Raw genomic sequence first — 12,177 nt, forward strand, 5'->3', positions numbered from 1 at the left:
TTGTTTTTTGAAAACGGATACAAAAGGAGGAATTCAAATGATTTACGCTCAGCCTGGACAACCTGGCTCACTCATTACATTTAAAAAAAGATACGAAAATTTCATCGGAGGAGAATGGGTACCTCCAATTGATGGGGAATATTTCGAGAACATTTCGCCAGTCACTGGACAAGTATATTGCGAAGTCCCTCGTTCAAAAGCTGCCGATATTGAATTGGCACTCGATGCAGCTCATGCAGCGAAAGAAGCATGGGGGCGTACATCTGTTGCCGAGCGGGCACGCCTGTTAAACAAAATCGCAGACCGAATGGAAGAAAACTTAGACATGCTTGCTGTGGCGGAAACGTGGGAAAACGGAAAGCCCATTCGTGAAACACGTGCAGCTGACATTCCTTTAGCCATTGATCATTTCCGGTATTTTGCTGGTTGCATTCGCGCTGAGGAAGGCACATTAGCGGAGCTTGACAACGATACCGTTGCTTATCATTTTAAAGAGCCGCTCGGCGTTGTCGGACAAATTATTCCGTGGAATTTCCCAATTTTAATGGCAGCTTGGAAACTTGCACCTGCTTTAGCTGCTGGCAACTGCGTTGTACTAAAGCCAGCCGAACAAACACCAACATCAATTCTCGTGCTGATCGAGCTCATCCAAGACTTACTACCAAAAGGAGTTGTCAACGTCGTCAACGGATTTGGTCTTGAAGCTGGCAAACCGCTCGCTTCTAACCCGCGCAGCGCAAAAATTGCCTTTACCGGCGAAACGACGACAGGACGTCTCATTATGCAATATGCATCTCAAAATTTAATTCCGGTCACACTTGAACTCGGCGGAAAATCACCAAACATTTTCTTCGCGGACGTCGCTGCGAAAGATGACGAATTTTTTGATAAAGCGCTTGAAGGATTTACGATGTTCGCTTTAAATCAAGGAGAAGTTTGTACATGCCCTTCACGTGCATTAATCGAAGAATCCATTTACGACGTATTTATGGAACGGGCATTAGAGCGAGTCAAACAAATTAAACAAGGTAATCCGCTCGATACGAGCACAATGATTGGCGCCCAAGCTTCATCCGAACAGCTAGAGAAAATTTTGTCATACATTGACATCGGCAAACGAGAAGGCGCTGAACTTCTCATCGGTGGCGAACGCAATATGTTAGAAGGAGATTTACAAGGCGGCTATTATGTGAAACCGACTGTCTTCAAGGGACATAATCGGATGCGCATTTTCCAAGAGGAAATTTTCGGTCCAGTAGTGTCTGTCACAACATTTAAAGATCAAGAAGAAGCGTTGTCCATCGCAAACGATACATTATACGGACTAGGTGCTGGTGTATGGACGCGCGATATGAATACAGCCTATCGCTTTGGTCGGGGCATTCAAGCTGGACGCGTGTGGACAAATTGTTATCACGCATATCCTGCGCATGCAGCGTTTGGCGGATATAAAATGTCAGGAATCGGTCGCGAAACGCACAAAATGATGCTCGATCACTACCAACAAACGAAAAACTTGCTTGTTAGCTATTCGCCGAAAAAACTTGGATTTTTCTAATCGTTCAGGCAGCGTCTCAAAAGCGCTGCCTTTTTTGAAAGGATGATGCACATGCAACCGAAAGTGATCGCGACCAATGCTGCACTGCAACTTATTGAACAATTAAAAGCAAAGTACGGTCCGCTTATGTTTCATCAATCGGGCGGCTGTTGCGATGGAAGTTCACCAATGTGCTATCCACAAGGGGAGTTTATCATCGGACAGTCGGACGTGTTGCTTGGGGAAATCGGAGGATGCCCATTTTATATACACGCTGCTCAATACGAATATTGGAAACATACACAACTCATTATTGATGTTGTACCTGGTCGCGGCGGTATGTTTTCTCTTGAAGGATCCGAAGGGGTGCGTTTTTTAACAAGATCAAAAATGTTTGATTCAATCGAGTAGGAGGAGGTGATTAACCTCCGTCCTCTCACACCACCGTACGTACGGTTCCGTATACGGCGGTTGAATCAAGATCAATAACGCAAGAATTCATAACGTTCTTGTAGACTTTTGAGACCTTGGTCATTCCAATAGGAGTTTCCAAGGGTTCTGTGTAAGATGGGGCTATTTGAAATACGCCAGTACCCTTTTCGACTATTTCACCCTAGAGATTGCACCCATGCCGAGCGCACCAAATGAGCGAACAGATATAAAAGCTGTTCGCTCAACATACGAAACGACCGAGCTCATTCCGACAAAACGGTTCGTTTCATCATATCATATGAAAGGGGGCCCACATGTTTATGGAGAATGACTCCGTGTTCATCAATAATGTACGAAGTCGGAATGGTGATGACTTCATATGTTTTACTAACCGTTCCTTGCTCATCAAACATAATATCGAATGACACTCCTTTTTCGTTAATAAACGTCTCAACGGCTTGATGATTTTTTTCTTTATTCGTCAAGTTGACAGCTACAATGGCGACATGTTGTCCATGCTGTTCATAAAATCGTTGCATCTCTGGCATTTCTGCGCGGCACGGAGGACACCACGACGCCCAAAAATTTAAAATCACTTTCTTCCCCCGAAATTGAGACAACTGTACTTTTTCTCCTTTTAATGTCATTAATTCAAAATCCGGAGCCATTTCTCCAACATCAATTCCAACGTTTGTACTCGATTGCTCTGACGTGCCTTCATTTGTCGTATCCGATATTGGTGCGAATATAAAGATAAAGGCAAAAATATGGAACAAAACAAGCAATTGTCCGAACTTTTGCGTCGTTTTTGTACGGGAAGAGACAACGAAAAAAATAAGAGCTACGATAGCTTGTAGCCAAATGAAGTGCTGTTCCGAAAATTCACTTCCTTTCACCATACTGAATACGACCCAGTACCCGAAATATATAGGAGTAGCTGAACGAATATAAACATCGAACGAAATGTGTTGTTTTTTCAGTTGCCAATATGTATACACGACAATAAATATTGCTGCTAAAACAAGGCCAACAACGCCACCGTTGAAATAAACGAGCGTTAACGGATTTTGTAACACCACGTTCGGATGCACAATACCGTAACTCAATTTCCATATGACCAAACCATATATGAAACTGTTGAAAATAACATCCATCACATCTCGTTTCGCTTTTAAAACGAACAAACCGTAATAAAAAAACACGTACGTCATAAGCAAATTGACGATAAGTAATACATTTTCTCCTTGAATGACAACCGCTCCAAGCTGCACCGTATTTCCCTCTCTTCATTTCCATTTTTTCAGTGAACGCATCCATCTCCTCTATTATATTCACATATGTAACAATAGAAAAACGTGAAGTGCGTCAAAAACTTGCAAACTTCACGCTTCTCTTGTCTCTTATGTTTTTCGCGACTGCCTATACGCCCTCCACGACGTGCCGATTCGCGGCAAATGTTTCGCTCGCTCGCTTGGGTATACATACACAAATCCGACCGTCTTTCCGTTTACATCTGTCACGAATACTCGTTCATAATCGTTGTGCTTTCCTTCTCCGTAATATCCTTCAAGCCGATCCATTGCCCTTAGTCCTTTTTCGCTCACCGTCAGCCATTCCCCGTCCACAGGAGGAGCAGACGGATCAAGCACTAAAGCCGGATACAAATCATGAACGCTATGAAGCCAACCACATACAGCACCTTTCTCGATATGTGCAACATACGGGGCAACAACATGATGATTCGGCTCCCCTTGCAGCAACGTCCCGTATACGAACACTTGAAACGATTTCATCTTCGCTCACCTTACTCGGTTGTTTTTTCTTTTCCCCAAAGTGAAAAAATATGTGCTTGCAACTGTTGCTGGTATGGCTCAGACAATCGTTTCGCCCCTTCTAGCAAAATGTTCGCATACTCACGAGACGGCGGAATTTCAGCTGTTTTTTTGTGAACGACTTCATACGTACTAGCTATTCGCATCGTTTTCGCTTGTTCATCCCACACTTCAATTTCACAACGCCGATAAAAATTCGGATGGCCTTCTCGTCTGTCTAACTGTTTAAAGTCCGGCACTTCAAACAAAATTCCTTCCACTTTTTCCCCCGGAGCATATACGATATCAGCGACCCCACCTTGTCTCGTACGCGAATATACCGAAAATGCGAGGCGATAATTGAAAACAATCCCCGTTCCAACGTACTCAAAACTTGTCGTTCTTTCTAAGTCCGAAAACGACATGCAACTACCGTACGCAAAATATAATGGCATATGCATCCGCACCTTTCATTTTGTTTATATGTGTCAACATATACGCAAAACCGCAAACAAAAACCATATGTCACCCATACATCGTCCACATGCCGATATCGGAAAAACCAAGTCGTTTATAAATACGTCCTGCACTCGGATTATCATAAAATAAACATAACGTTTTGCCTGCGCGAATATAGTCTTGGATGACACGTTTCATTATTTCGCTTGCATACCCTTTTTGACGATCATTCGGATCCGTACAAACACCGACAACCATCGCAGACAGCGTATTCTCTGCAGTTGTCGAGACAGACGACACCATGCGGCCATCCTCCTCGATATAATACGTGCGACCTGTGTTCGTCTCTAACGATTTGACAAGCATATCTCGCGATGAAGGAAGCACCGAAAACTCAGCAATGCGACTGCGCAACGCTATTATTCGATCCACATCATTGATCGTTGCTTGTTTTATTTCATAGCGGCTTTCCACTTCCGGAAATATGATTTCGTTACATTCGCAAAAATACGTCACACGCTTTTTCCCAAGTGGCAAGAGATGTTCAAATGCTGCAACAAGATCTGTTTTTCCAGAAAGTCGAACAGAATGAGCAGTATCTCTCATAATTTTCGCAAATCCGTCTATATCAAACTCCCCCGGAGCATATGGAATATACGAATCATAAAATCGCAACAACACGGCTCGCAATGCACCGTCCTCATCAAAGTCACCCCATAGCTCTTGAAACTCCTGCTCATATCCAAACGCTTCAATATCACCGATAATAAAAAGATTAAGTGACGGCTCTTGCTTTAAAAAAGAAAACACAACATGATGATCCGCCCTATTCAGCTTACGAATCATATCCATCCCTCCTCGATCAAATATTAATCCTACTATAGCAAACATACACACAAAATTTTGTCGAAATATGTAAAAAAAACGAAAAAGATGAGGCTTGATTCTCGTCGCATACAAAAAGTGCCCTCTCATTGTGATATAATGTAAAAAAGACAAAGAAGCAGGTGAGAGAGATGGAAAAAGCACAACACGGTCGTCTGTATTCATATAAAGATATTCAACAATGGGAAGGAAATTGGGAGCTGATTGACGGTATCCCTTATTTGCTTGCATCGCCTTCGTATGTTCATCAATATGTTGTTGGCGAACTGTATCTCGCCTTAGCTCCTTACTTCAAAGCACAAGGATGCCGCCTCATCTTATCCCCATTTGATGTGCAATTCGATACAGCTAAAAATGAAGAAGAAGCGCAAACAGTTGTACAGCCGGATTTATTCGTTATTTGCAACGTAACTCAACTGAAGAAAAACCGAGTACAAGGTGCACCCGATCTCGTGATCGAAGTGTTATCCGCTAGCACAGGAATTAAAGATCGAAATCAAAAATATTATTTGTATGAAGCAAATGGTGTGAAAGAGTACTGGATGGTTGACCCAAGCAATCGGACGATTGAAGTCATCGGCTTAGAAGACGGACGGTTTCAAAAACGGGCGGTATTCGGTCCGAGAGATGTACTAACATCTTTTTTGTATCCAGATTTAGCAATTTCGCTTGATTCCATTTTGCATATGGATGATGTGGAATAATAAGAAAAGCGCAAAGTGTCCCAATTTCGCCTAAAGGCAGCCCGCATCCTGCGGGCAACGGCGAAATGTCGCCATCCTTGGCTCCGCGAAGGGCGCACAAGCCCCACCGAGGATGGTTTGTCCATGGCGCTTGGAGCTAGACAGCTTACCGTGGTAACTCCCATGTACTTTCTTGTCTTTTTATAAAGCCGGCTAAAGTTCCCTAGCCGGCTTTTCATCTGCTTGAATTTAGTCGATAGCGCAATTTCCGTCCGTGCACGTTTTCCCTTCTTCTGCTAGCGATTGCAGCGATGGTGACTGCTGTTCTTCTAGTACGCTTTCATTATTTCGTAGCGATGTACCTTTACTTGTATTTTTCAAATCTCCAAGATAACTATATTTATCCCTTTCTACTCTCCGTCATTTGTTTCCAAACGGATCCTTTCGCTTCTTCGCCACCTTCGATTCGTTCAATGGCCATTTTTACTTGCATGCTTACTTCAAATTCCGGGTCGTTTTCGGCTGCTTTTAACGCAGGCAGAATGGATTCATCGCCATTTTCATATAAAAACATCGCGGCACGCCAGCGAACGAGCTTGCTTGCATCTTTTAGCGCTTCGACCATCACAGGAATGGCCTCCACATCGCCAATATCAGACAAACAGTCGCCAGCGGTACGGCGCACAGAAACGGCTGGATCCTTTAGCGCTTCATATAAATATGAAAGTACATTTTTTCCGCCAATCATTCCTAAATACGCAGTCGCTAAGCGACGAATGGCGACTTTTTCATCTTTTAACGCCTTCGCCAACACCGGCAAATCGTTTTCTGTCGGCTCTCCCATTTGCTCTAACGCTGCATATCGTTTCGTCCAATCTTGGTCATCTAGCATTTGTTCTGTCACTTGAAAACTCGTTCGTTTTTGCGTTTTCACCTGCTCGCCTTGTTTAAACATATTCACGAACCGCTCGAGCCGTTCGGGTGGATAAGCGGCAGACAACTCCTCGACTATTTCGGCGCCGATTTCTTCAAACGTCCCGTATCGAACGCCCTTTTCGACCCACTTTCTCTCCATGACGATATTCCCCGCATGTTTTTGCGCTTCTAACACCGCATCGACAAACGGCTGTGGCAAGCCAACTCGTCTCTCTTCGTGACCGTCCGTTAACTTCACTTGCATCGGTAAGCCATAAAGCATTTGCACATACACTTTCACTTCGCCAAAATGCTCGTTGCGCACCGCCTTATTTTCTTGAAGTGGTTCGACCTGTTCGCCAAATACTTCACGCACTTTCGTTAAAATCGGTTTCCAATCATATTTCGCATGCCGTTCAACAGCTAAAAAATCCGCGACATGATAAATGCCCTTTACGCCTTCAATTTTCAATAATTGTTGAATAATTTCTGGAGCCTGTTCCGCTTGCGACGGCTTATAGTTATAACTTGTGCCAAACGGAAGCTCTTCATCAAGCAGCACTTTCATTGTATTTGGACTTGGCGTTGGTTCAATGGATTGAATTTTCATTTGTTTCTCTCCTATCCTCTACAAAAAAATCCCTCGTAACTTCATTAAAAAGGAAGAAACAAAGAAAAGCAAAAGTTTCACTCAATAAACTCGAAAATGTGACGGGTATAAAAAATAAAAAAACGGATAGAGCCATGGAACAAGCTATAGTCGAAATGTTAACAAATGCCGTTCCCCATATGTCATTTATTTGTTCGGATCAACAGCAACAGAACACATTTGTCACGATAGCGATATTGACATTGCTTTCTTGAGCGATGAACGATCATTAGAGCACTATGAACGATTTATGCTCGCGCAACAATTGACAAATAGGCGGTGCGAACATGCACCGCCTAAGCTATTCCTCGAGCTTTTTCATCTCTCCCAATCTTCTTTCCACTCGTCTAACAAAACAGAAATGCGCGGTGGATGGGAAACGGTAAAAATTTAAAACAGAGAGCCTATCATTTCAGCTTCTCAATCTCTTCTACAGACAACTCCGTCAGTTCGTGGATTGTCTGTACGTCGTAGCCCTTCGCTAGCATCTTTTTCGCAATCTGGCGTTTTTCTTGTTGCAAACCTTGTTGTAACCCTCGTTCCACTCCTTCTTTTAAGCCTTTTTCTAACGCTTTTTTCTCGTACGAAATGATTAACTCTAACACTTGTTCTTTTTCTTTCGTTTCCATTTCATTCACCTCGTTTCGTAATTGTTGTTCTTCCTCATCTGACAGCTTCACATATGTTTCAAAAAAGCCGATTAACAATCGCTGCTTTGCTTCGTCTAATTCCATCCGCACAATCATGCGTAAAAATTGCTTCTTTAGTTCTACCCGTTCACTTTCAGTATACCCCATTTTGCTTAACAGCGCAGCGGCGATTGGGTTGTCGTGGCGAATGTAATCACGCCAGTTTTGTTTGCGCAACTCCACAGTAAGAAATCGGAATTGGAGTACATCGAAAAACGGAAATTGAAGCGTAAACGATGAAGGTTCATGGCGAAGATAGTCGTAGCTAAATACGGCAATCGGCAACATCGGCTTTCTGTATTTTTCAAACAAGCGGCTAAAGTAAATAAACATTCGTTCGGGAAACGATGGCTGCACATAACTTTGGTTTTCGATATGGACAATAATAAGGCTATCCTCTCCTTTCAACTTCGTTTCCACAAGCAAATCGACGCGATACTTCTCCCCTGCCGTCACATCAGTGAACAGTTCCTCTGACAAAAACGACACGTGCTGAAAGTCAATATGCTCATGCACATGCGGGAAAAAGAGGAGAAGAAACTTTTCAAAAAACGTCGTAATCAACTCTTTAAACAATCGATCATGATCAACCGCCATATATGCACCTCGCTTTCTGTTTTGTTGTGTATTTTCGACAGCAAAAACAACATTCCTGCTTCGAAAATGGAAGAGCAGAGAGAAAAACGATCACTCTCTGCTTCTATAAATCTCGGCATGCTTCGGGCGTGGCACCGTATCATGACTTCTTGAAACATGATATAATATGTATAAAACCTCAACCAAGGTGGGGATGCAAATGAGAACTAACAAAAAAAGGAACCGTGGCGCCTATCATATAATAACTGGAACAGCAAAACGACCAATTTTAAAGAGAATCGCGCGTCAAAACCGTCATCATTACCGAATCGAAGTGCCTGTTCTAACAGAAGGGCAAGTGAAGGAGGTCATTCAAGTGCGACCTGAAAAGAAGAAGCTAACCAAGGAAGAAAAGAAAGCGTTACACAAACGTCTGGTTGGTAGTGCAAAGTTATTTAGCAAAGAAGGCGTGTTGGAATCATTAAGAATTGCAAATAGAGAAGAGTGGGAGGATTAAGCAGTGTCAACAAAAATACTAATTGATACAAATATATATGCGGCACATGAAATGGGTTACCCTGATGCAGTAGAGTTTATTGAACAGCTGATTGAAGATGAAGCGGAAATTATTATGACTACCTTGATTGAGATGGAAATCATGTCTCATTTCGAAATCGAAACAGATCCTGATATAAGAGAAAATAGAAAAGGATATATTCAACTGGCCGATCAAATTTATGACATCACTAGAGAAGATACGGAGCTAGCAGCTGACATAAGAAGAAAAGCGAGAGCCGATCGTACACGCAAAAAGAGTATTAAAGCACCAGACGCTCTTGTTGCAGCGGCGGCTCTTATACATAATGCCGTATTAGTTAGCAATAACGATAAAGACTTTCGTTGGATTCGAGAGAACTATACTTATAAAGATCGGAAGTTAAATTATGTAAATCCCATAATAGATAAGAAAGCTTACGGCGAGTTTGTCAAAGCCTATATCGAAAGCAGAGGGGTTTAGAAAGAACGTTAGCATTTTTATTCGAACATATTACCCTTTACGTATTACGCGACACCCCAATTAACGACATTCGTGGCCCCATCACCAAAATCCACTTCTTCCTTCGACAGCAAGAACCAAACTTAATCGTATAGCAGGTGTTTTGGTATACTATACGAACGGAACGATTGTAATTTCAAAATGTGAAGGCACCTTTCCTACAATAAAAAGCAAAGAGAGTCAAAAATTGCAGAGAAGTACACGCGCTATGACTCTCTATTTCTACAAATCTCGACAATCCTCGGGGCGTGACAGGCACCGTACCAATGTGTTACTGAGATGGCTATATCATCGCACGGAAAAGCGGACAACCTCGTCCCTTACCTTTCTTTCGTTTGTCCGTCGTTTTTTCTCTGGACAACTTCCTCTCGAATGGAAATCCGAGATGGCAGCTGTCTTATTTGAGCATGCCCGAATATACGGGAGGAGTATGCCTAATTTTGGATAATCAACAGCCGTGTTATGGAAATCAAACTAATTCTTTTTCTGAATCAGGATACTTAACTTCACATCCTCCCATCATCATTTCATAATGAGAGCCATGTCCCAAATTATAAAATATGTCCTTAAATACCTTTAAATACCTTTCGTTCAATTCTCCACTTTCCACATACAGATCTTCATTAATGTGATGAGATCCGTCATTAACCCAAGAAAGTAAGGAGCGACAAACAATCCTATCTTCTTCTGCAAACTTATCTACTTCTGTGTCAATATTTATATTTCCAAAAAATCTAAAATAATTCTCAAGTATTCGTCGCATGACATTTTGAATTGTTACAGATTTTTCATGTTTTAAATAAGTTAATTCTTTCCACAGCAATTCATAAGATGTCTTAATCGGGTTTTCATTGTATCTTTTTAAATATGATTTATTATTTATCTTTCGTATAATCCAAAATGTTTCATCTTTCAACTTGTCTGTTCCTTTTCCTTTGTTAAATGATACTTCCTTATGAAAATATACATTATGGGTTAAAATGATTATTTGCTTTAAGTTAGAACTTTGATTTTCTCGTATTTCATCAATAAGTTTTCTTATTAAACTACTTACAACAAATAGAACGTTACTGTCTAAGCTGGAAATAGGGTCATCAATTACAACTATTTTGTTAGCTAATATTTGCTCTTCATTATTACTTCCTTTAATAAGTTGATAAAAGTACAAAAACGTAACAAAAGTCTTTTCTCCTTCACTTAATGTATCTTCAGCCTCAGACCCATCATCACGTATAATTTTATAATTTCCTCTTTCAGCCTCCGATAATTTAAAACTATCAAAACCATAGGACGAAAGTATGCTGTTTATCTCATTAATTGAATGTTTAATGCTTGTTAATTCCTGTTCATACCTACTAATTTCTATTTCTATATCTCTTCTATGCTTTTCCTTTTTCTCAATGCTTTCATTAATACCTTGTATAGCTTTTTCAGTCTTACTACTTTTTTGTTTATAAACTTCATAGTTATTTTTGTTTTCTTCTACAATAAATCTCCATATGTCTGAAATCAAATTGTTTTGTTCAACTTTTAAGTTTTTTAGTAACTCATTGTGTTCTTCGATCTCTTTATTAGCTTCCTTAATTTCTTCATTTATCTTATCTATATACTGTTGAACTGAGGTAATAGATATAGAACGACTTGGTTCTTTTTCTTTTTGTTCAATTAAGTTTAGATTTTCACCATACTGTGATTTTATTATTTGAAAAAATGAATCTATTTTTTTGTAATCAAAATAACTATTTTGATACCTTTCTAATCTACTGATTTCTTCAAACAAAGTTTTAAAAAAATCTTTATATTGAGTAGAAACTAATTGTAGCTCATTAAGCATTTTATTATATGAATCATTAAAATACTCATCCAGTTTTTTTCTAAAGTTCTTTGGAAGTTCTTGTTGACAAAATGGGCATACACCATTTGACTTTAGAGAATGAAAATGTCCTTGACGAACCCAGTCACTAATATTAAGTCTAGAAATAAGGTCTGCAATATCCACATCTTCTTTTCCAATAATTTTCTTTTCTAAAATTTCTCTTTTATCAAATGAATCCACAGCATTTATTATAGGGATCAATTGTAAAGGATCTTTTTTCGCATTAAATACAGATATTTTCCTCTGCTGTATTTCTTCAAGAGAATATAGCTCTCTTGTATTATTATCCACCTCTTTTATGCATTTTTCCATAAACTTATCTTTTGAATGACGAAACCCTTCAAAAGCTTCTTTAAATTGTGAATCATATTTAACTTTAATATGCCAACATTGTTCTTTAAATGTTTCCTTAACATCTTTGAGTTCATGTTGCTTTTGTTTTAAATGGTCTCTCAATCTGGCAATTTCATTATCATGCTTATCTAAAAGTTTCTTTTTTTCTTCAAGTTTTTCAATCATTTCTTTAGACTCTTTTCCGAGTGTAAAAATCCCTTGTAACTGCTAAACTAAAGTGGACAGTTTCCGACAAATAAAATTGGACACTTATT

Annotated in this window: 14 protein-coding genes and 1 pseudogene; 7 read left to right on the plus strand and 8 right to left on the minus strand. The window is 40.3% G+C overall.

The window, feature by feature from the left end; genetic code table 11:
• The first annotated feature begins 37 nt into the window (after positions 1-37).
• Positions 38-1,558: an aldehyde dehydrogenase gene (adh, locus tag ACYQY7_RS06190; RefSeq protein WP_461201231.1), complete on the plus strand. Its 1,521-nt coding sequence runs from the start codon at positions 38-40 to the stop codon at positions 1,556-1,558.
• A gap of 45 nt (positions 1,559-1,603) precedes the next feature.
• Entirely contained in the window at positions 1,604-1,948 is a 345-nt protein-coding gene (locus tag ACYQY7_RS06195) for a DUF779 domain-containing protein (protein ID WP_461201232.1), read from the plus strand.
• Between the two features lie 284 nt (positions 1,949-2,232).
• Here the strand turns inward: ACYQY7_RS06195 and ACYQY7_RS06200 are convergent, their stop codons facing one another.
• From ACYQY7_RS06200 to ACYQY7_RS06215, 4 genes are all read right to left on the minus strand, one after another.
• Positions 2,233-3,240, minus strand: a complete 1,008-nt coding sequence (locus ACYQY7_RS06200; RefSeq protein WP_461201233.1) for a TlpA family protein disulfide reductase — start codon at positions 3,238-3,240, stop codon at positions 2,233-2,235.
• A 129-nt stretch (positions 3,241-3,369) separates the two neighbouring features.
• The gene (locus ACYQY7_RS06205; RefSeq protein ID WP_461201235.1) at positions 3,370-3,762 is read right to left on the minus strand and encodes a gamma-glutamylcyclotransferase family protein; all 393 of its coding nucleotides are present in this window, start codon (positions 3,760-3,762) and stop codon (positions 3,370-3,372) included.
• 11 nt (positions 3,763-3,773) lie between these two features.
• Positions 3,774-4,235 (minus strand): gamma-glutamylcyclotransferase family protein, encoded by a 462-nt coding sequence (locus ACYQY7_RS06210; RefSeq protein ID WP_461201236.1) that lies wholly within the window; start codon positions 4,233-4,235, stop codon positions 3,774-3,776.
• Positions 4,236-4,305: 70 nt separating this feature from the next.
• Positions 4,306-5,085: a GNAT family N-acetyltransferase gene (locus ACYQY7_RS06215; protein ID WP_461201237.1), complete on the minus strand. Its 780-nt coding sequence runs from the start codon at positions 5,083-5,085 to the stop codon at positions 4,306-4,308.
• A 170-nt stretch (positions 5,086-5,255) separates the two neighbouring features.
• Here ACYQY7_RS06215 and ACYQY7_RS06220 point away from each other — a divergent pair, with 170 nt between their 5' ends.
• Positions 5,256-5,828 carry a Uma2 family endonuclease gene (locus ACYQY7_RS06220; protein ID WP_461201238.1) on the plus strand — a complete coding sequence of 191 codons (573 nt, stop codon included), beginning with the start codon at positions 5,256-5,258 and terminating at the stop codon, positions 5,826-5,828.
• Positions 5,829-6,056: 228 nt separating this feature from the next.
• Here ACYQY7_RS06220 and ACYQY7_RS06225 read toward each other — a convergent pair whose 3' ends face one another.
• Positions 6,057-6,188 (minus strand): hypothetical protein, encoded by a 132-nt coding sequence (locus tag ACYQY7_RS06225; protein ID WP_461201239.1) that lies wholly within the window; start codon positions 6,186-6,188, stop codon positions 6,057-6,059.
• Between the two features lie 19 nt (positions 6,189-6,207).
• Positions 6,208-7,332, minus strand: a complete 1,125-nt coding sequence (locus ACYQY7_RS06230) for a conserved virulence factor C family protein (protein WP_461201240.1) — start codon at positions 7,330-7,332, stop codon at positions 6,208-6,210.
• Between the two features lie 190 nt (positions 7,333-7,522).
• Between ACYQY7_RS06230 and ACYQY7_RS06235 the strand changes: the two genes are divergently transcribed.
• Complete coding sequence (locus tag ACYQY7_RS06235; protein ID WP_461201241.1) at positions 7,523-7,765, plus strand: nucleotidyltransferase domain-containing protein; 243 nt, start codon at positions 7,523-7,525, stop codon at positions 7,763-7,765.
• A 13-nt stretch (positions 7,766-7,778) separates the two neighbouring features.
• On the opposite strand, the gene ACYQY7_RS06240 is transcribed toward ACYQY7_RS06235, so the two are convergent.
• Entirely contained in the window at positions 7,779-8,657 is an 879-nt protein-coding gene (locus ACYQY7_RS06240) for an Rpn family recombination-promoting nuclease/putative transposase (RefSeq protein ID WP_461201242.1), read from the minus strand.
• Positions 8,658-8,856: 199 nt separating this feature from the next.
• Between ACYQY7_RS06240 and ACYQY7_RS06245 the strand changes: the two genes are divergently transcribed.
• The 3 genes and pseudogenes from ACYQY7_RS06245 to ACYQY7_RS06255 all read left to right on the plus strand — a co-directional run.
• Positions 8,857-9,153 (plus strand): hypothetical protein, encoded by a 297-nt coding sequence (locus ACYQY7_RS06245; protein ID WP_461201243.1) that lies wholly within the window; start codon positions 8,857-8,859, stop codon positions 9,151-9,153.
• 3 nt (positions 9,154-9,156) lie between these two features.
• Positions 9,157-9,654 carry a PIN domain-containing protein gene (locus ACYQY7_RS06250; RefSeq protein WP_461201244.1) on the plus strand — a complete coding sequence of 166 codons (498 nt, stop codon included), beginning with the start codon at positions 9,157-9,159 and terminating at the stop codon, positions 9,652-9,654.
• A 307-nt stretch (positions 9,655-9,961) separates the two neighbouring features.
• Positions 9,962-10,141, plus strand: a pseudogene (locus tag ACYQY7_RS06255) (IS4 family transposase); the annotation flags it as partial.
• 21 nt (positions 10,142-10,162) lie between these two features.
• Here the strand turns inward: ACYQY7_RS06255 and ACYQY7_RS06260 are convergent.
• Positions 10,163-12,118 carry an AAA family ATPase gene (locus tag ACYQY7_RS06260; protein WP_461201246.1) on the minus strand — a complete coding sequence of 652 codons (1,956 nt, stop codon included), beginning with the start codon at positions 12,116-12,118 and terminating at the stop codon, positions 10,163-10,165.
• Positions 12,119-12,177 lie beyond the last annotated feature (59 nt).

Source organism: Anoxybacillus sp. TBDG-1 (assembly GCF_054815885.1).